This is a genomic window from Arthrobacter sp. MDT1-48-3, from assembly GCF_054511015.1.
On the sequence record NZ_JBTNDL010000001.1, the window covers coordinates 665,580 to 684,153 of the forward strand.

Genomic DNA, 18,574 nt, shown 5'->3' on the forward strand with positions numbered 1-18,574 from the left:
TCACCGTCCAATCCGGAGGATTCTTGACCACCGACGACGACCTCCTGCTCGAGCGCCAACTGTGCTTCGCGCTGTCCGTCGCGTCCCGGAGCGTGGTGGGCGCCTATCGGCCGGTCCTCGAGAAGCTCAACCTCACGCATCCGCAGTACCTCGTGATGCTCGCGCTGTGGGAGGAGAGCCCCCGCACCGTCCGCAGCATCGGACAGGCCCTCGCCATGGAGTCCGCCACGCTCTCGCCGATGCTCAAGCGGCTGGAGGCCCTCGGCCTGCTCACCCGGACACGCGTCCCGGGCAACGAGCGGGCGCTGGCGGTGGAGCTCACCACTGCGGGCCGGGACCTCCGCGCCGATGCCCTCGACGTGCCGGCGACCATGATGGAGCGGCTCGGCCTGACGCGCGAGCAGGTGGACACCCTCAACGACGCCATGCACGGGATCATCCGGGCCACCGGCACCCACCTGCCGGCCTCGGCCAGCGGGCGGAGCACTCCGTGACCTCCCCCGCCCCCGTGGACCGACACCCTCGAAAGGATCTCCGATGACCGAGAAGCAACCGTTGTCCGCCCGCTTCATGACCGCCACGGGCAAGCTGCGGATGTTCTTCGGTCCCGCCCAGCGCGGCACCACCGAGGGACCGATCGTCTACCGCGACGACGAGGCGCAGCGGCTGCGTCAGGAGGAACTGCAGCAGTGGACCGTGGTGCGCAATCCGGACGGCTCCACCTACCTCACCACGCGCCGGGAGGAGTAGGCAGGGCCTCTCCTGCGCGGTGGCGGCAGCAGCGGCGCAGCTCCTGTCGCCGCCGTCGTGCGGGCCTTGATGCTACCGACCGGTAATTTTGTGGAATTCCTGAGCCCGAATCCATAGGGAACCGGTTCGGCGGGTGGCAGACTGTCGTAGTCAATCTTTTTCTGCCCGGGGGATTCAAGGGCGCCGTCTTGACTTAGAAGAGGTCTCGATCCATGAGCGCACAGCGCCCGTCTGCCAGCACGCCTTCCCACGCCTCCGGGCTGCCCAGAACCGCCCTCCGCATGGTGTCCGGCGGCCGCGGGCCCGCCACCGCCGCCACGGCCGACCACCTCGCCGCACAGACGCATGCAGAGCTGGAGACCCTCGAGGGGACCGTGGCCCGCCTCGCCCTGGCGCACCGCTCGTCGACGCCCGGCAAGGAGGGGCAGGTCATGGACGAGGAAGCTTTCGCATGGGTCCTGCAGTCCCTCGAGGACATCTCGGCGACCCTCCGCGGCCTGACCCTCGGACACACGGAGGACGGCGCTCCCGTCGAGGCCGGGCTGCACGCGATGTGCGGATCGGCCTGAGGCACATAAAAAGGCGGGGCCCGATGGGCCCCGCCTTTCTGCGTCGACTCGGAAGATCCTAGATGGACTGGCGGGAACGCAGCCCGGCCCGGCCCATCGCGTCGGCGTAGGCCGACTGGATGTCCTTCAGCCACAGCTCCTGGTTCGCGGGGGTGCCCTTGAACGCCCGCTCGCCCGGCGAGCGTACCTCGTAGATCTTGAAGCCGCGCTTCATGATGGCGCGGTTCTCGAGCTTCATCAGGCGCCGTGCAGCTTTGTGCGCGTCCGCCCCGTGGGCGACGAGCGCCGAGGCCCGCGGAACCTGCTGGAGGAATGTCAGGAGCGGCTTGACCCCGTCGGAGATCTGGTCCATGGTGAGCGCACGCTCCTTGCCCTCGGGCAGGTACCAGGGGTAGGCGTTCCAGGGCATGACCGCCTCGGGCGGCAGCCCGACGGCCTCGTAGATCCCGGCCATGCGGATGGAACTCGGGTCGTCGTTCTCGAAGGAGACGAATCCCGACGGCAACGAGGAGCCCGGGCTCGAGAAGAGACTGACGATCTTGCATCCGTCGACATCGTGGACGGGGTCGATGTACGGCACGGCCGACCCCGGTTTCGACTCGGCCAGCGTGTCGCACAGGCGGTTCACGTCCTCGATCTGGGGATCGTAGCGTTGTTCCCATTGCTGGGCCCGATACGTGGGGTCTGCCATGCGCTGTACCAATTCCGCCTCCTCGCGAACGGCGCCAGAGGTGGCGCTAACGTGTCCGCAGGATTCCAGCCTACGCCAGTGCTCCGCCGACACCCCGGCCCCCGGGATCAGGACAGGGTGGAGGCGTACGGATCCCAGTCCTCGGGCAGCGGCTCGGCCGCGGTCGCCGTGCTCGAGAGCGGGACGAACTCGCCGGTCGCGATGCTCTCCGAGATCGAGACCATGGCGTCGAGCACGTGGTACGCCGTCTCGCCCTGGGCGCGGTGCGGACGGCCCTCGCGGAGGGCACGAGCCATCTCCAGCACGCCGCTGCCGCGGGTCGAGGACGCACCGACCGCCGCGATGGTCTCCGGCTCCTCGGCTCCGGGTCGGGTCAGCATCAGGTCGCCGGTGAAGAAGTTCGGGTCGGGGAACGCGAGCGTGCCCTCGGTCCCCGTGACCTCCACGAAGCCCGCGCGCTTGAGGGGTGAGTCGAAGCTGAAGATGCTCTGCGAGGACTCCCCGTTCGCGAACTGCGCGATCGCGCTGACGTGCGACGGGACCGTGACGTCGAAGACCTCGCCGGCCTTCGGCCCCGATCCGATGGTCCGGGTGTCCCGGGATCTCGAGCCGAGGCCCGCCACCCTGGTGATGGCACCGAACGTCTGGACGAGTGTGGTCAGGTAGTAGGGCCCCATGTCGAACAGCGGCCCGGCGCCCTCCTGGAAGAGGAATGCCGGGTTCGGGTGCCAGGACTCGGGACCGGGCGACTGCATGAGGGTCAGCGCCGTCAGGGGGACGCCGATGTCGCCGCGCGCCACCATGCGCAGCGCGGTCTGGAGTCCTGCACCGAGGAATGTGTCGGGAGCACAGCCGAGACGGAGGCCGGCGGCGTCCGCCGTCTTCAGCAGGCCGAGACCGCTCTCGCGGTCCAGTGAGAAGGGTTTCTCGCTCCACACGTGCTTGCCGGCCTGCACTGCCGCCGTGGCCACCTCGACATGGGCCGCGGGGATCGTCAGGTTGACGACGATCTCGACGTCGGGATGGCTCAGCGCGTCCTGCACGCCACCGGATGACGGGACCCCGAACTCCGCGGCCCGGGCGGCCGCGACCTCCTCGACCATGTCGGCGACGATGTGCACCGTCACGTCGGGGAAGCCCGTGAGGTTGGTCAGGTACTCCTTGCTGATGACGCCTGCGCCGATGACGGCGACGCCGACCGGGCCGGTACTCATTTCTTCCCCTCGCTCAGGTAGGCCAGGCTGTCGGCGACGGCGGTGAAGATGTCGCCGTCGAAGTCGTCGAGTTCCACGACGGCCGCCTCGAGGCCGGGGACGGCGTCGAGTACGTCCCAGACGCGCATGCTGCCCGAGCCGACGGCGACCTGCTCCTTGTCGTCCTTGGTCAGCGGGCCGTCCTTGATGTGGACGAAGCGCACGCGGCTGCCGAGGCGCCGGAGCAGCTCGACGGGATCCTCGCCCCCGACCGCGGCCCAGTAGGTGTCCACCTCGAGGACCACCTCGGGATCGAGGTGGCCGGCGAGGACCTCGAGCCCGGAGACGCCGTCGATACGCTCCTCGAGCTCGAACTCGTGGTTGTGGTAGCCCACGGTGATGCCGTACTCCGCGCCCTTCTTCGCCGCGGCGTTCAGCGCCTGGGCGGTGGCCTCGATGTCGGCGGCCGTGGTCCAGTGGGAACGCTCGACGTGCGGGTCGATCACCGTTCCGATGCCGAGCGTGCATGCGGCGTCGAAGATCTCGTCCTGGTCGGCACGGAGCAGGGGCGCATGGCCGGACGGCGCGGTGAGTCCGTTGGCCGACAACGCTTCGGACAGCTCGTCCGCCGTGGCGACGAAGTTGTACGGCTCGACGGCGGTGTAGCCCAGCTCGGCGACGCGCCGGATGGTGCCCGGCAGGTCCTCCCCCATCGCCGCCCGCAGGGTGTAGAGCTGGAGTGAATACGTCACGGAGATTCTCCTCGCTGAGAACAGGGTGTACTGAACCGGTTCAGATCCTAGGTCGAACCTAGGTGATCACCCGGAGCGGGTCAAGGGATGGGTGGCGCTATCGTGTAGGCCATGGCCAAGGAAACCATCGCCGGCCTGGCGAAGAGGCTGGGCATTTCGAAGGCATCCGTCTCCTACGCCCTCAACGGCCAGCCGGGTGTCAGCGAGCTGACCCGGCGCCGCGTCCTGGACCTCGCGGAGGAGCTCGAGTGGTACCCGAGTTCCTCCGCCCGCGCCCTGTCACGCTCGCGGGCCGGCGCGGTCGGGATGGTGCTCTCGGCGGATCCCCTGCTCATCGGGACCGAGCCCTACTACATGGGCCTGCTCACCGGGATCGAAGCGGCACTCGCGCAGGCGGACATGGCCCTGATGCTGCGGATGGTGGGCAAGGACCCGGCACAGGAGCAGCTCATCTACGAGCGGTGGGCCGGTGAGCGGAAGGTCGATGGCGTCGTGGTCTTCGACCACCTGCACGACGACCCGCGCCCCGCCCTGCTGACCCGGCTCGGGCTGCCCTTCGTGCTGCACGGCGCGCCCGGGACCGGCGCACCGCACAGGTTCGCAGGCACGACGACGGACCACTCCGTCGACGCCGCGACCATCGTCGACCACCTCCACGAGGGCGGCCATCGGAGGATCGCCCATGTCACCGGGCCGCACACCTTCCTGCACGAGGAGGAGCGGATCCGGGGGGTGCGGGAACGTGCGGCCGGGTACGGGATGCAGGTGGTGCTGCACGAGGCCACCTACGCGCTCGACGCCGGGCGCGACGCCGTCGCGTCGCTCCTGCACGCGCCCGGGGACCGGCCGACCGCGGTCGTGTTCGGCAACGACCTCATGTCGATGGGCGGCCTGCTGGCACTCGGCGAGCTCGGGCTGCGCTGCCCGGGGGACGTCGCGATCGTGAGCTGGGACGACTCCCTGCACTGCCGGCTGGCCTCGCCCGCGGTCACGGCCCTGGCGCGCAACCCGGGGCAGCAGGGCCGGATCGCCGCCGAACTGCTGCTCGCGTTGCTCGACTCCGGGGAGGCCCGGACCCGCTCGATGCCGGGGAGCGACCTCGTGGTGCGGGCCAGCACGGCCGTGCTCCCAGCCGGCCGGGCCTGACGGGCGGCACCTACGATGGGGCGATGGACACCGCCGATGCCCGCCCCCTTCCCGCCGAGCTCGATGCAGCAGCCCGAGGACTCGGGGTATCCCTGGTGCCCCGGGACGAGGACGGCACCTTCGACGACGCGGCGGCGGTCCAGGGCCTCACGAGGGAGGACGGAGTGAAGACCCTGGTGGTCAAGGTCAGCGGCGGGACGACCGCCTTCGTCCTGATCCCGGGGACGAGACGCCTCGACTGGTCCAGGCTCCGCGCGCTGCCGGCCGTGAACAAGGCCTCGCTCGTGCCGCCCGCGACCGCCCTCGAACTCACCGGCTACGAGTCCGGGACCATCACGCCACTGGGCAGCGGGAGCGTCCTTCCCGTCTATGCCGACGAGCGGATCCGGGGACGGCGGATCGGCATGGGATCGGGATCCCGGGACTTCCTGCTGTTCACGGACGCGGATGCACTCCTGGCATCCCTCTCGGCAACCCTCGGTGACATCACCACAAAGATCCCGGGAACCTGACCGCGGGCCTTCTCAGTCGAGGAGCCTGGCGTAGCAGACCGAGTGTGCCTCGCCCGCGTACAGGCCGAAGGCGGGAATACGGTGGTACCCCTCACGCTCGTAGAACCGCATGGCGTCGGGCTGCTCCGTGCCCGTCTCGAGCAGCAGGGTCCTGCTGCCCATGGCGAGCGCCTGCTCCTCGATCCGTCGGAGGATCGCCGTCGCGACGCCCTGGCCCCTGCGCTCGGGAAGCACATACATCCGCTTCACCTCGAGACCTCCGTCGCCGAGCGGGCGCAGACCCCCGCAGCCGACGGCCGTTCCATCCGCTGCCCGGGCGACGACGAAGAAGGGCACGTTGTCCGCGGTAGGGGGCTCTCCGGGCTCGTGGTCCTCGCTGCCGTAGCGCACGTGCAGTTCGGCCTGCTGGGCGTTGCGCAGCGCCTCGGCGTCGGGGGCGTCGAAGGGCACGCGTTCGATCGTCAGCTCCATGCGGGGCCTGTCCTCTCGGTGTTGTGGGCGCGGCGGCACCGTCGACCGGGACGGGTGTGTTCCGGCACGGCACGCCGTGATCCTACCGGCGCCTGCCTCGGGGGGTGCGGGCTACAGGGCGATCAGGGCTTCAATGATGTCGTACGTCTCCGTGCGCGTCGTGTAGTCCACCCGGACGTCGATGAGGCGGATGGTGCCCGTGGCGTCGGCGACGACCACCGTGGGGAACGGGATGGCTGCGGTGCGGTCCATGTTGGTGCCTGCGACGTCGATGCCCAGGGCTGCGCGTGCCGCCTCGGATTCCGCGCTGGGCACCGTCACGATCCCGAGGCGCGAGGCGAGGGCGTTGCCCTCGTCCGAGTACAGCTCGAAGCGCAGTCCTGCGGCGCGTGCGGCCGCGACAGCGGTCTCGGGGGCCTGGGGGCTGATCGCGATGAGCCGAGTCCCGAACGCCTCGACGACGGGGCGCAGCTCGCGCTGGTACGTCTTCAGCGCGATACTGCAGTACGGGCACCACGAACCGCGGTAGAACACCAGGATGGCCGCCGCGGCCCCGAGCACCTCGCCCAGACGCACCTGGCGGCCGTGCTCGTCGTGCAGGACGGCATCGGGGAGCAGGTCGCCCGCGTGCGCCGTCCCCGGGGGGATCCCGGCGCGGCGGAGATCCTCCTGCTCACGGGCGAAGACCGCTGCGAGGGCAGGGCCGACCTGCGCCTCGAACGTCGGCCTGTACTCGTCGATCTGGAATGCGATGGTGTTCGTGAACGCCGGTCTCTGCTTCATCTGTCCCCCTCAACAACACCGCGGGTGCCTCGATCCCGCAGCAGGACCCATTGTGGTGCACGTCACCGCGAATTCCCAGCGCGCCGGTCCGTCCGCGTCATAGTCCGCACCGCCCGCCATCGCGGCGCACCGAGGACAGAAACGGATTCCACCCGTCCCAGGAGGCCGGTTCCAGCGGTGCCGGCGGGCGATCCGGGCATGCTGCGGAAGACCTGCAGGAATCCTCTGGCATCCTTCAGGCGCCCCGCCGCCGTCCGACGACGACCTCCGGGACAATGGTGGAGGAGCCCCGCCGCGGCAGGGACCTCCGGCGCCCGGGCGACCGCCCGGCGACAACGGCAAACCCGGCGCGAGCCGGGGACGCAAAGCCACGGGACCCCTGCGGTCAGCCGGGCTACCGAACCAGCTAGGTGCCGACCATGACTCCACCCGCGACTCCCCCCGCGACTCCCCCCGCCGCTCCCCCTCCCGCTGCCGCTTCGGCACGGACCACCGCCCACCGGCTCCCCCTCCTCTTCGCCGTGATCTCGGTCCTGCTCCTCGGGCTGACCCCTCCCCCGGCGCAGGCCGCTGCGACGATCACGCTGGGCAGCGTCTCCGGTGCACCCGGTGCCTCCGTGTCCGTCTCGGGTGCGGGGTTCCCGAAACGGACCAAGGGTACCGTCGTCGCCGGAACCGCCAGGGTGGCCGTGACCACGACCGCCGGCGGCGCCTTCCAGGCGTCGATCGTCATGCCCACCGCTGCGGGCACCGTGACCGTCACCGCGACGGCCGGGAACGCGGTTGCGACCGCCCGCTTCACCGTCGTCGAGCCCGCCCCCGTGCCGAGCGGCACCGCCAAGGCGATCCGGTTCGGCGTGGGCACCAATGGCGGGCCGGCTGCCGGTGCGGAACTGGACGAGGTGACGGCCCTCGCCGGCGAGGCGCCCTCGATCGTCCTGTCCTACAAGGACTTCAACCAGCCCGCGCCCATCGCCGAACTCGACGCCGTCCGAGCGAGGGGGGCCGAGACCCTCCTGACCTGGGAGCCCTGGACCTGGGGCGGCGGCACCGCGCAGCCCGCCTACTCGCTGGACCGCATCGCAGCCGGCCACTTCGACGCCTACCTGCGCGAATGGGGCACGGCCCTGGGCCGGTGGGGCCAGCCGGTGTACCTCCGCTTCGCCCACGAGATGAACGGGAACTGGTACCCCTGGGCGGAAGGCGTCAACGGCAACGGGACGGGCGACTACGTCGCGGCCTACCAGCACGTGCACGACGTCGTCGCGTCGACCGGCGCGACCAACATCAGCTGGGTCTGGAACCCGAACGTGCCCTACTGGGGCTCCGTCCCCCTCGACGGTCTCTACCCGGGCAGCGGGTACGTCGACGCCGTGGCACTCGACGGCTACAACTGGGGCACCTCCCCGTCGGGGGGCAGCTGGCAGGAACCGGAGGCGGTCTTCGGCGAGGGGATCGCGCAGCTCCGCCGGCTCGCTCCGGGAAAACCCGTCCTGATCGCCGAGACCGCGTCCTCGGAGGTCGGCGGATCGAAGCCTCAGTGGATCACGAACCTGTTCGGCTACCTCTCCGCCCAGCCGGACGTCGTCGCCCTCGTCTGGTTCCACATCGCGAAGGAGGCCGACTGGCGCATCAACAGCACGGCAGCGTCAGCCGACGCCTTCGCGGCGGCGCTCGCCACCCGGCGCTGACTGCCGCAACGGCTGGCAGCGCGGGCACCACCAGGTCCGGCGGCGGCCCGGATCACCGGGCACCTCGGCACGGACGCACACGGTGGTGCCGCAGCGCAGGCACGGCTTCCCGGCCCGGCCGGCCACCCAGTGCTGCTCGCCCTTACGCGTAGTGCCCGTGGTGACCTGGTGGGCACCGGGCTGGACGGCGGAGAACCGCAGGCATCGTGCGCCGAGCGCCACGAGCGCGGGGATGTCGGTGTCGGCCACGGGGGTGTCCGGGTGGATGCCGCGCAGGAAGCACAGCTCGTTGACCCAGAGGTTGCCGAAGCCTGCGACGTTGCGCTGGTCGAGCAGGGCCGCGGCGACCCGTTCGGCGGGATCCCGGCACAGCCTGGCGGCCGCCTCCTCCGCGGACCAGTCGTCGCGCAGCGGATCGGGTCCGAGGTGCCCGACGACGTCGACCTCCGCCCGCGTGGGCAGCAGGTCGACGACGGGCAGGTTCAGTCCGTAGGCGGTGGGGCCGTCCTCGACCTCGAGGATCACCCGTGCGTCGGGCAGCAGTGCGCGCGGCAGCTTCCTGCCCGCGGCGGTGACCGTCCACGAGCCCTGCATGAGCAGATGCGTGTGGAGGGTGAGTCCGCCGTCCAGCCGCGTCAGCAGGTGCTTGCCATGCGTCACGTGCTCCACCACCCGCAGTCCGTCCAGTGCACTCGTGGCATGGGCGGGGACACGCAGATCGCCACGGCGGAGGAGTCGCCCGTCGAGGGACCGCCTCAGCCGTGCTGCCAGCCGGAACACGCTGTCACCCTCGGGCATCGCACCTCCTGCTCGCTCCGGCATCCATCAGGGCAGGCTAGCCCCCGCCACCGACACCCGGTCCGGGAAGACCGGGCGCACGACCCGCTCGTGTCGACCGCCTGCGCCCACCGGTCGCTCCGTGGCTCTGCCCTCCCGGACTCCTCGCCCGGGAGGCAGGGCCGGCGCTTTCCGGCTCCTGATGGGCGGCGTGCTCCTGGCCGATCGCGACCTCACGGACCGGCAGGCGAAGAACACGTCGACGTAGCGCCGGGCGGCTTCCGTTCCGGGCGGTCGAACCGGTACTCTTTTGGCTTGCCCTGCCGGGTTCGCCCGGCATGCGTGGTCTAGAAGCGGGCCCGATCGCAGTGTCCCGTCCCACCACCGAACAGGCACCCCCTTGAGAACCAGACTCACGCCCTCCGACGACTTCCCGGAAGACCTCACAGCACTCGAGCTGCCCGAGGTCGAGGTCCTCAACAGCAAGATCCACCGCGAGCTCGACCACGAATACGCCACCGACGGCGAAGCGGCCATGGAGACCGAGATCCGGCACGAGGAACTCACCGAGGAGCTCGATCGCAGGGACCAGCAGCCCGGCTCCTCCCCGGTCCGGCCCGACGTCGTCGAACCCGTCCTCCGCTCCTCCTGACCGCCGGCACCTACACCCGCCCACGAATCGTGGCAACCGGCCGCCGGGTGCCACGTGGCGTTGTAGCCCCGGAGGGGAACTCCTAGCGTTGGGATTGCTTGCCGACCAGCACCCTACCCGCGGCCCCGCCGCATCAGGAGCGTCCCATGAAAGCACTCGTCTGGCACGGTGAAGGTGACATCCGCCTCGACACCGTCGATGATCCCTCGATCCTCGATCCCAATGACGCCATCGTACGGATCACCCGGAGCGCCATCTGCGGTACCGACCTGCACTTCATCCGCGGCACCATGTCGGGCATGAAGGAAGGGACGATCCTCGGCCATGAAGCCGTGGGAGAGGTCACCGCCGTCGGCGCAGCGGTCCGCCGGTTCGCCCCCGGCGACCGGGTGGTCGTCTCCTCGACGATGTCCTGCGGCGTGTGCTGGCAGTGCCGGGCCGGCCACACCGCCCAGTGCGACACCGCCAATCCGAACGGCCCGCAGGCCGGCACCTGCTTCTTCGGCGGGCCGCAGACCACGGGGCCCGTGAACGGGCTGCAGGCCGAGTACGCCCGCATCCCGTGGGCCTCGAACACGCTCACCGCGCTGCCGGACACCGTCAGCGACGAGCAGGCCATCCTGCTCTCGGACATCTTCCCCACCGCGTGGTTCGGTGCCGAGCTGGCAGGAGTGCGACGCGGCGACACCGTCGCCGTGTACGGCGCGGGCGTCGTCGGGCAGTTCGCCATCGCCTCCGCCTTCCGCCAGGGCGCCTCACGCGTGTTCGCGATCGACGGCGTCGAGACCCGCCTCGTCCAGGCGCTCGGCCAGAACGCCGAGGTCGTCGACTTCAACCGCGAGGATCCGGTGCAGGCCCTGATGGACGCCACGCTGGGCATCGGCGTCGATGCCGTCATCGACGCCGTGGGCGTGGACGCCCAGCGCCCGTCCTCCGGCCCGGCGGCGGCGGACGGCGAGCAGCAGGCGGAGCAGTTCGCCCGGGAGGTCGCGGAGGTCGCCCCCACCACGAATGCGCAGGGCGGGAACTGGGTGCCGGGGAACGCACCCTCCCAGGTGTCCCGGTGGAGCGTGGAGACCGTCCGGAAGTACGGCCGCATCGGGATCATCGGGGTCTACAGCCCGCAGATGATGACCTATCCCATCGGCCAGGCGATGAACAAGAACCTCACGATACGCATGGGCAACTGCGATCACCGCTCGGTCACGCCGCCGCTGCTCGACCTCGTCGCGTCGGGGGTCTTCGATCCGACGAGGTTCATCACCCAGCACGAGCCGCTCACCGACGTCGTCGACGCCTACCTGACCTTCGATCGGCGCGAGGAGGGCTGGCTCAAGACGGTACTGACGACGGCATAGGCGTCCGCCGCACTCCGAGCAGGAGGAGGAGGGCGGCCACCACCGCGCACGCCAGCATGACCACGGCGGTGGGCACGGGCGAGGACAGCCCGAACGCTCCGGTGAGGGGGGCGATCACGGCGGCACCTGCCATGTTGGACGCGCCCAACAGGGAGGCGGCGGTGCCGGCACGGAGGCCGTGGTGCTCGAGCGCCGTGGCCTGCAGGGCCGGATTGACCAGGCCGAACGATGCCGTGAAGCCCATGACCGGCGCCATCAGTCCCCACAGGCCGAGGTGCGGGGCGAACCCGACGCTCAGGAGCAGGACGGCGGCGGCCACCACCAGGGCCACCGCACCGACGCGCACGGCGAGGACCGGCGAGGCCCGGCGCGCCACCAGGCCTCCCACCTGCGCCCCGACGACCATGAGGGCGCCCTGGGCGCCGAACAGCAGGGCGTAGGCGGACGGGCTGAGCCCGAAGACCTCCTGCAGCAGGAAGGCGCTGCCGGCCATGAAGGACATCATCGCGGCGAAGAGCAGCCCGCCGGCCACGGCGACGGACCGGAACCGGGCGTCCGAGGCGAGGCTGCGGTAGTCGTCCCGGAGGCGGACGCCCTTCCGGAGCAGCCGGCGGTCCCGCGTGTGCGTCTCGTTCCGAAGAAGGATCCTGCCCGCGACACAGAACAGGACGACGCCGTAGCCGAGGAGTGTCCAGAACAGTCCCCGCCAGCCGACCACCTGGAGGAGCTGGGCGCCGAGGGCGGGGGACGCCACCACGAACACGCCGGAGACGATGGACAGTCGGGCGAGGAAGACCAGCAGGCGCCTGCCCGTGTACAGGTGACGGACGATGGCCAGGGCGATGACCGCACAGGCGGCCGACCCCATGCCCTGGAGTGCCCTGCTCGCGATGAGCCAGGCCATGGTGGGAGCAAGGGCGCACGCAGCCGTCGCGATGCAGTAGACCACGATCATCACCGCCAGGGGGCGCGCCCGTCCGACGGCGTCCGACACCGGTCCGGATGCCAGCTGACCGATGCCCATACCGATGAAGGCCGCTGTCAGGGTCAGCTGGACGGCGGACTCGTCGGCGCCGAACTCGCGGCGGATCGCAGGGAACGCGGGCAGGTACAGGTCCATGGTGAGCGGCCAGATCACCTGCAGCATCGCGAGCGCCGCGACGAGGAGGAGGACCCTCGGGTGTGGAGCGTCCCGGCGGACGTCCTTCCCCGAGCGTGCGAGGAGGTGCGGGGTGGAGCCCAAGAGAATTGCCTGTTCTGTGGATAGCGCTTTCCCTGCCATCCTCGCCCATCCCCGGCCGCGAGGCCAGGACCTGCCATGCAATCGCCGTAGGGCCGGCCAGGGCGTCCGACGGAAAACTTCCCTCGCTCCCCCTCGCGTGGTGGTCTAGATTCGGAAGCACGCAGTCCACCGAAGGGAGAACGGCATGAAGAACAAGATTGTTTTCGGAGCAGGCATGGCGGCCGGTTACGTCCTCGGCACCCGCGCCGGCCGTGGGAGCTACGAGCAGATCAAGACGAAGGCCCAGCAGCTGTGGAACAATCCGAAGGTGCAGGACACCGTCGCGTCGACCACCGGAACCATCAAGAGCAAGGCGCCCGCGGTGCAGGACTCCCTGAAGGGTGCGCTGAAGAAGGGCGGCTCGGGATCCGACGACGGCGCCAAGAAGCCGTCCGAGCCGGGCGTGGCCGTCGGCGCGAGCGGGGATCTCCCCCTCGATGTCCCACCGGTCGTCACCGCCATGGACACGGGCAGCACCGGCCCCACCGGTCCGAGCGGCGGCGATCCCGCGCACGTCGAGGATACGCCGTTCCTGTCACAGGACGACGCCACCCGCCCCGACCTCGGCAAGTAGGGGCGACAGCACGCCCGAAGGCCCCGGTACTGCCGGGGCCTTCGGGCGTACGGGGGCGGGGGGACCCTGCCCCGGGCTTCAGACGCCCTCGCTCACCGCTTCCTCCGCCTCCAGGCAGACCTCGCAGTCCTCCTCCACCAGGATCGCGTTGACTGCGACGGCGATCCGATAGGCATCCCCTGCCGCCGGCACCAGCTGGGCGGCGGGATCGGTCGCGTTGCCGACGGCCCAGACCCGTTCCACCGAGGTCCGTCCGATGTCGTCGGTGCTGACGCAGCCGTCGTCGCGCATCTCGCAGCCCAGGCCCGCGAGGAGCGGCGTACCCGCGTCCGCGCCCGGTTCGCAGAACACCGCCACGCAGGGCACCGCGGCGCCGTCCTGGAGCCGGACGCCCAGGAGTGGGCGTGGCGCGCCGTCGTCGGCCCGGCCCGGCAGGAATGCCTCCACCCGGCCCTCCGCGATCCGCACTCCGCGTCTCCGCAGGCGGTGTCGGTCGTCCTCGGACAGGGCGCCGAGGGTGTGGGGGAAGAAGGTCACGTCGTCGGACCACTGCCGGAGGAGGATCGCCTGGTGGATGGAGGTCGGGGCGGAACCGAGCACTCCGAGGGCCTGGTCGCGGACCTCCCAGCCGTGGCAGTAGGGGCACTGGAGCAGTCCCCGCCCCCATGCCTCCCGGGCGCCGGGGATGTCCGGCAGGATGTCGCGGAGCCCGGAGGCGATGACGAGCTGGCGCCCTTCGACGGTCCGGCCGCCGGCAGTGCCGATCGACCACCCCCGCGCCGTGTCCACGGCATGCTCGGCGCGATCGTCGAGGAAGTCCACGCCGTAGGGTTCCAGGTCCTCCCGCGCCAGCGCCACGAGATGTTCCGGCGGCGTCCCGTCCCGCGTGGGGAAGCCGTAGGCGGCGTCGGCCGGAGCATTGCGCGGCGTACCGGCGTCGATCACCACGACGCTCCGCCGGGCCCGCCCGAGGACGAGCGCGGTCCCCAGCCCCGCGATGCCCCCGCCGACGATGACGACGTCGTACGTCCGGGTGTCGTTCCTGTTCATCCCTCCATCCGACCACGCGCCGGGGCCGTGTCGCCTCCCGACATTGTGCTTGCGGTCAGCCGATCGGCCCCGTGCCGCCCGCATCGTCCGCCGGAAGGCCCAGCGAGGCGACCAGCGACGCGAAGCGCTCAATGCCGGCGAGATCCTCGATGAGGACGGCGTTCCCCGCGGCGTCCGCGAGGGGGATCCGCCAGTTCGGGTATTCGTCGTTGGTGCCGGGCTGGTTCTGGGTACGCCGCTCGCCGACCGCGTCGGCGAGCGCGACCCCGAGCAGCACCGACGGCGTCTGCGCGATGAAGCCGTGCAGCGCCTCGACGGTCTGCTGGACGCCCGGGGACTCCTGAGGGAGCAGGTTCCGCTGCCGCAGGAGCGCGAGGAACTTCTCCTGGCTGGCGCGATCCTCCGCCTGCTCCTCCTCCACGGGGCGGCTGAGCAGGCCGAGCTTCTCACGGAGCACCACGTGCTCGCCTGCCAGGTAGCCCGCACTGGGCGGCAGGTCGTGCACGGTGACCGTGGTCAGGCAGCCCCGGCGGTAGGCCTCGGGAGGCAGCGGCCCGTCCTCGTCCTGCTCGAACCAGAGGATCGAGGTGCCGAGGATCCCGCGCTCGCCGAGGTACTCCTGCACGCCGGGCTCGAAGACGCCGAGGTCCTCGCCGACCACGATCGCGCCTGCCCGTTCCGCCTCGAGCGCGAGGATGCCGATCAGCGCCCGGTGGTCGTAGTAGACGTAGGCACCGGCACCCGGTGCCTCACCCTGGGGTATCCACCAGAGCCGGAACAGCCCGAGGATGTGGTCCACGCGGATGCCGCCGGCGTGGCGCAGGATGTTGCGGAGCATGTCCCGGAATGCGGCGTAGCCGGATTCCGCGAGCCGCTCGGGGTGCCATGGCGGCTGGCTCCAGTCCTGGCCGTGCTGGTTGAACATGTCCGGCGGTGCCCCGACACTGATGCCCGTCGCCAGCACGTCCTGGAGGGCCCAGGCGTCGGCACCGCTGGGATGGACGCCGACCGCGAGATCGTGCACCACGCCGATCGACATCCCGGCGCCCGTCGCGTCGAGTTGCGCCTCCTGCAACTGCTCGTCCACGAGCCACTGCAGCCACTCGTGGAACTCGATGCGCGCTGCATGCCGTTCGGCGAACTCCCGGGCACCGGGCGATCCGGGGCGTCCGACGTCGTCCCACTCCTGCGCGCCCGGCGGGACCGTCTCGGCGAGGGCCGACCACAGCGCGAAATCGGCGAGCCCCTGGCCCTGGTGGGAGCGGTAGGCGTCGAAGTCGTGCTGGCGCTGTTCCGGGAGCGGCACCGCGAACACGAGTTCGAGTGCCTCGAGTTTCGCGGCGTAGGACGAATCCCGGTCGAGCAGGTCGGTGGAGGTGTTGGCGTCCGCGAGGCCGGCGGCCAGCTCTCCGATCCGTGCCCGTGCCCCGGCGTCCAGCCGGGCGTACTCGGGGATGTCCTCGATCCGCAGGTAGAGGGGGTGGAAATAGCGCCGCGTGGTCGGCAGGTAGGGCGAGGGCTCCACGGGCGGGACGGGTTCGGCGGCGTGCAGGGGGTTCACCAGCACGAAGTCGCCACCGTGCGCGGCGGCGGCCTGGGCCAATCGGCCGAGGTCCGCGAGGTCGCCGATGCCCCACGATTCCGAGGACCGCACCGAGTAGAGCTGCGCCATGAGCCCCCAGCTGCGGTGGTCCATGAGTGCCGCCGTCGTACTCAGGCGGTCGGGCGTCACCACGAAGGTGCAGGTCGTCTCCTGCCCGTCGACCGTCGCATGGAGGGTGTGCCAGCCGAGCGGCAGCGCGTGCGGCAGCACGCCCTCCCGCCGCTCGATGTCCTTCCCGTCGATCGTGCGGACCTCGGTCGCGTCCGTCACCGTGCCGGTGTAGTGGACCCCGTCCTCGTCGACGGCCCAGAACTCCACGTCGGCCCCGGCGGGCACGTGCAGCAGCACCGGGTCGACGTCGCTCCGGCGCACCACGACGACGGCGGGCAGCACCCTCTGCCAGGGCCCGGCGACGACGTCGTCCAGCGCGCGGGCGATCGCGGTCTCGGAGGAGGCGTCGACTCCGAGCGCCGCGAGGACCGTGACGAGGGTCTCCGGGGCCACGCGGGCGGGTTCACCATCCCATCCCTTGAAGGTGGTCCCCACGCGGTGCGCTTCGGCGAGCTGTTCGAGCGGTGTGGGAGCCGCCGGGGCTGTTGCTTCGTTCTCGGTTGTGTCGGCCATGCCTCCAATCTAGGCATGGAGTACCGACCGCCGCACCCGGTCCGGCCTCCCGGCGTCGATTTGACGCTCCCTCGAGGGCCTCGTCCCGGCGGACGGGTACCAGTCCGCGATGGGATGGACAAGCTCCTGCGGCCGCACGGCGACCGCTGGCGATGCGCCCCGGAGCGGTGGTTGGCTGGAGCATGGCCTATTTCCTCGAGTACGTGGTCCCGGCGGAGAGCGGAGGAGCGGAGGTTCCCCTCGACGACACCAATGACGAGTTCACCGTCCCCCTCGGCGAAACCGCGGAACGAGTGGTCCACCTGGACGCCCTTCCCGCCCGCAGCCGCATCGTGGCCGACGGGCTCGAGGACGCGCACGCCGAGGCGGAGCAACTCCTCCGGCACAGCAAGGCCGACGCCGGCGAACTCTACGAGGACGCCGACGACTCCCTCGAGGCCGGCTCCGGCCGGCGGGTGGGAGCGTTCCGCGAGGGCTCGGGATGGAGCGAGGGCTGATCCGCTACCAGGTGTCCTTCGTGTAGGTGCTGTTGAGCCGGGCGATCAGGACCCCGAGTTTCTCCACGTCCTCCGGCGCCCAGCTGCGCATCAGCGCGGTGAACGCCGTGCGACGCCCGGTCTGCGCAGCGGCGAGCTGCTGTTCGCCCAGCGCCGTCAGGAGGACGCGTTGCGAGCGGGCATCGTAGGGATCGAGCTGGCGGCTGACGAGTCCCAGCCGTTCGAGCCCGGCGAGCTGCCTGCTCACGGAGGGCTTCCCCACACCGATGCTGGCGGCGATGTCGGTCGCCCGCAGCGATCCTTCCCGCTGCAGGAGCGTGAGGATCCCGTACGCGGCCGGCTCCATCTCCGGATGCACGTTCTTCGCGAGGGCGTGCGACGTCGTCCGTTCCCGCCGCCACAGCACGCTCGTCTGCTCTTCCAGCACCTCGATGGCCTGATCGAACTCTCCGCCGTCGCGCCCCTCCGCTGTTTCCATGGGGGAAGCGTATAGATGCCCGGGGCACAGTGGGCCCTATTCACCGGAATTCGCCCGAATTCATGGGGAGAAGTCCGAAGATGTCAGGCCGCAGGCACACCGTGTACGCGCACGAAGTCCCGGTGCATCTGTGTCTGGGTGAGCGCGGACAGCAGCTGGAAGCCGTGCAGCCCGTCCCACCCGGCCGTCCACGTCAGTCGTGCGGCGATCGCCCAGACGGCCGGTTCCCCGGAAGCCCCGTCCGACGCCGCGAGCACCTCGGCCACCTCACGTGCCCGCCGTAGCTGGTGCTCCGCACACTCGTCCGCCCGACCTCCCAGCCCTGCGAACCGGTAGCCGTGTCCCGGGAGCGCCTCGTACTCCCCGTAGCGGCGCACGCGCTCCACGGACTCGAGGAAGTCGGCGAGCGGGTTCGACGGCGTTCCGCCGCCCAGGCCGAGACCGGAGAACACCGTCGGCAGCACGTGGTCGCCCGTGAGGAGGAGCCCGCGGTCGTCGTCGCGCAGGCAGATGTGCCCGGGAGTGTGTCCCGGCGTCGCCATCACCTCCATCCGGAACCCCGGGACGTCCAGGACGTCGCCGTCGGACAGCACGGAGTCCACGGCGAGCACCAGCCCGGCAGGAGAGCGGTCCACGAACTGGGCCAGTTCGCTTCTCCGGTCGGCGGGAACGCCCCATTCCTCCAGCCGTCCGGCGGCCTCGTCGAGGTCGAGTAGCCGGTCGCGGTGCCGTTCGAGGGCCTGGCGCTCCCTGCCGTGCATCGCGAGTTCCGCGCCCGATGCGTCCCTCAGCCGGGCTGCCATCCCCACGTGGTCCGGGTGCAGGTGCGTGCCGGTGATGCCCGTGACGGCGTCGGCGCCGCCTCGTCCCGGAGCGATCTCCGCGAGCGCAGAGATCAGCCGCGCCCAGTTGTCGTCGGAGTCCCAGCCGGGATCGACGACGTGGATGCCCCCGTCCGCGTCCCGCAGCAGATAGGTGAAGGAGTACGCGAGATGTCCGCCGGGCATGGGCTGGGCGAGCGCCCACACGTCGTCACGCACCTGCTCCAGCGGGGGAAGTTCGCCGCGCTCCAGGGCGTCGGTCTGCTGCCTGCTCGTGCTGTCCATGGGTCCTTCCGGAGT

General features: G+C 71.0%; 21 protein-coding genes and 1 riboswitch. Of the genes, 10 read left to right on the top strand and 11 right to left on the bottom strand.

What is annotated here, in order from left to right:
* The first annotated feature begins 23 nt into the window (after window positions 1–23).
* The 3 genes from ACX80L_RS03240 to ACX80L_RS03250 all read left to right on the top strand — a co-directional run bounded on the left by ACX80L_RS03240 (window position 24) and on the right by ACX80L_RS03250 (window position 1,319).
* On the top strand, window positions 24–494 hold the full coding sequence (locus tag ACX80L_RS03240) for a MarR family winged helix-turn-helix transcriptional regulator (RefSeq protein ID WP_459287621.1): 471 nt from the start codon (window positions 24–26) through the stop codon (window positions 492–494).
* Between the two features lie 43 nt (window positions 495–537).
* On the top strand, window positions 538–750 hold the full coding sequence (locus tag ACX80L_RS03245) for a hypothetical protein (protein WP_133081376.1): 213 nt from the start codon (window positions 538–540) through the stop codon (window positions 748–750).
* A gap of 212 nt (window positions 751–962) precedes the next feature.
* A complete protein-coding gene (locus ACX80L_RS03250) occupies window positions 963–1,319 on the top strand; it encodes a hypothetical protein (protein WP_459287623.1) in 357 nt (118 codons plus the stop codon).
* A gap of 58 nt (window positions 1,320–1,377) precedes the next feature.
* On the opposite strand, the gene ACX80L_RS03255 is transcribed toward ACX80L_RS03250, so the two are convergent.
* From ACX80L_RS03255 to ACX80L_RS03265, 3 genes are all read right to left on the bottom strand, one after another.
* Window positions 1,378–2,010, bottom strand: a complete 633-nt coding sequence (locus ACX80L_RS03255) for a uracil-DNA glycosylase family protein (protein WP_133081378.1) — start codon at window positions 2,008–2,010, stop codon at window positions 1,378–1,380.
* Between the two features lie 107 nt (window positions 2,011–2,117).
* Window positions 2,118–3,224, bottom strand: a complete 1,107-nt coding sequence (locus ACX80L_RS03260) for a Gfo/Idh/MocA family protein (protein WP_459287625.1) — start codon at window positions 3,222–3,224, stop codon at window positions 2,118–2,120.
* Window positions 3,221–3,955 (bottom strand): sugar phosphate isomerase/epimerase family protein, encoded by a 735-nt coding sequence (locus ACX80L_RS03265; RefSeq protein ID WP_459287627.1) that lies wholly within the window; start codon window positions 3,953–3,955, stop codon window positions 3,221–3,223. The genes ACX80L_RS03260 and ACX80L_RS03265 overlap by 4 nt, the downstream gene beginning before the upstream one ends.
* Before the next feature lie 111 nt (window positions 3,956–4,066).
* On the opposite strand from ACX80L_RS03265, the gene ACX80L_RS03270 reads away from it, so the two are divergent.
* A complete protein-coding gene (locus ACX80L_RS03270) occupies window positions 4,067–5,101 on the top strand; it encodes a LacI family DNA-binding transcriptional regulator (protein ID WP_459287629.1) in 1,035 nt (344 codons plus the stop codon).
* A gap of 23 nt (window positions 5,102–5,124) precedes the next feature.
* Window positions 5,125–5,613, top strand: coding sequence for an aminoacyl-tRNA deacylase (locus tag ACX80L_RS03275; RefSeq protein WP_459287631.1), 489 nt, complete (start codon window positions 5,125–5,127; stop codon window positions 5,611–5,613).
* 12 nt (window positions 5,614–5,625) lie between these two features.
* On the opposite strand, the gene ACX80L_RS03280 is transcribed toward ACX80L_RS03275, so the two are convergent.
* Window positions 5,626–6,084, bottom strand: coding sequence for a GNAT family N-acetyltransferase (locus ACX80L_RS03280; RefSeq protein ID WP_208740245.1), 459 nt, complete (start codon window positions 6,082–6,084; stop codon window positions 5,626–5,628).
* A gap of 111 nt (window positions 6,085–6,195) precedes the next feature.
* A complete protein-coding gene (locus ACX80L_RS03285) occupies window positions 6,196–6,867 on the bottom strand; it encodes a peroxiredoxin-like family protein (protein ID WP_208740246.1) in 672 nt (223 codons plus the stop codon).
* A 327-nt stretch (window positions 6,868–7,194) separates the two neighbouring features.
* A riboswitch (cyclic di-GMP riboswitch) is annotated at window positions 7,195–7,269 on the top strand.
* A gap of 17 nt (window positions 7,270–7,286) precedes the next feature.
* On the opposite strand from ACX80L_RS03285, the gene ACX80L_RS03290 reads away from it, so the two are divergent.
* Complete coding sequence (locus tag ACX80L_RS03290; protein WP_459287634.1) at window positions 7,287–8,558, top strand: glycoside hydrolase family 26 protein; 1,272 nt, start codon at window positions 7,287–7,289, stop codon at window positions 8,556–8,558.
* Here the strand turns inward: ACX80L_RS03290 and ACX80L_RS03295 are convergent.
* Window positions 8,517–9,356, bottom strand: coding sequence for a DNA-formamidopyrimidine glycosylase family protein (locus tag ACX80L_RS03295; RefSeq protein ID WP_459287636.1), 840 nt, complete (start codon window positions 9,354–9,356; stop codon window positions 8,517–8,519). The genes ACX80L_RS03290 and ACX80L_RS03295 overlap by 42 nt on opposite strands.
* A 379-nt stretch (window positions 9,357–9,735) precedes the next feature.
* Here ACX80L_RS03295 and ACX80L_RS03300 point away from each other — a divergent pair, with 379 nt between their 5' ends.
* Window positions 9,736–9,987, top strand: coding sequence for a hypothetical protein (locus ACX80L_RS03300; protein ID WP_208740206.1), 252 nt, complete (start codon window positions 9,736–9,738; stop codon window positions 9,985–9,987).
* A gap of 146 nt (window positions 9,988–10,133) precedes the next feature.
* Complete coding sequence (locus tag ACX80L_RS03305; protein WP_133081388.1) at window positions 10,134–11,345, top strand: alcohol dehydrogenase catalytic domain-containing protein; 1,212 nt, start codon at window positions 10,134–10,136, stop codon at window positions 11,343–11,345.
* Here the strand turns inward: ACX80L_RS03305 and ACX80L_RS03310 are convergent.
* Window positions 11,320–12,588, bottom strand: a complete 1,269-nt coding sequence (locus tag ACX80L_RS03310) for a multidrug effflux MFS transporter (RefSeq protein WP_459287638.1) — start codon at window positions 12,586–12,588, stop codon at window positions 11,320–11,322. The genes ACX80L_RS03305 and ACX80L_RS03310 overlap by 26 nt on opposite strands.
* Window positions 12,589–12,772: 184 nt before the next feature.
* Here ACX80L_RS03310 and ACX80L_RS03315 point away from each other — a divergent pair, with 184 nt between their 5' ends.
* The gene (locus tag ACX80L_RS03315) at window positions 12,773–13,201 is read left to right on the top strand and encodes a YtxH domain-containing protein (RefSeq protein WP_133081390.1); all 429 of its coding nucleotides are present in this window, start codon (window positions 12,773–12,775) and stop codon (window positions 13,199–13,201) included.
* A gap of 78 nt (window positions 13,202–13,279) precedes the next feature.
* Here ACX80L_RS03315 and ACX80L_RS03320 read toward each other — a convergent pair whose 3' ends face one another.
* A complete protein-coding gene (locus ACX80L_RS03320; RefSeq protein WP_459287640.1) occupies window positions 13,280–14,251 on the bottom strand; it encodes an NAD(P)/FAD-dependent oxidoreductase in 972 nt (323 codons plus the stop codon).
* Between the two features lie 55 nt (window positions 14,252–14,306).
* Window positions 14,307–16,478 carry a 4-alpha-glucanotransferase gene (gene malQ / locus ACX80L_RS03325; protein WP_459287642.1) on the bottom strand — a complete coding sequence of 724 codons (2,172 nt, stop codon included), beginning with the start codon at window positions 16,476–16,478 and terminating at the stop codon, window positions 14,307–14,309.
* 182 nt (window positions 16,479–16,660) lie between these two features.
* On the opposite strand from malQ, the gene ACX80L_RS03330 reads away from it, so the two are divergent.
* Window positions 16,661–16,975 carry a hypothetical protein gene (locus ACX80L_RS03330; RefSeq protein ID WP_459287644.1) on the top strand — a complete coding sequence of 105 codons (315 nt, stop codon included), beginning with the start codon at window positions 16,661–16,663 and terminating at the stop codon, window positions 16,973–16,975.
* Window positions 16,976–16,979: 4 nt separating this feature from the next.
* Here the strand turns inward: ACX80L_RS03330 and ACX80L_RS03335 are convergent, their stop codons facing one another.
* Together ACX80L_RS03335 and ACX80L_RS03340 are read right to left on the bottom strand one after the other, a co-directional pair.
* Window positions 16,980–17,453, bottom strand: a complete 474-nt coding sequence (locus ACX80L_RS03335; protein ID WP_133081394.1) for a MarR family winged helix-turn-helix transcriptional regulator — start codon at window positions 17,451–17,453, stop codon at window positions 16,980–16,982.
* Between the two features lie 83 nt (window positions 17,454–17,536).
* Window positions 17,537–18,559, bottom strand: coding sequence for an MBL fold metallo-hydrolase (locus tag ACX80L_RS03340; protein ID WP_459267958.1), 1,023 nt, complete (start codon window positions 18,557–18,559; stop codon window positions 17,537–17,539).
* Between the last annotated feature and the right edge of the window lie 15 nt (window positions 18,560–18,574).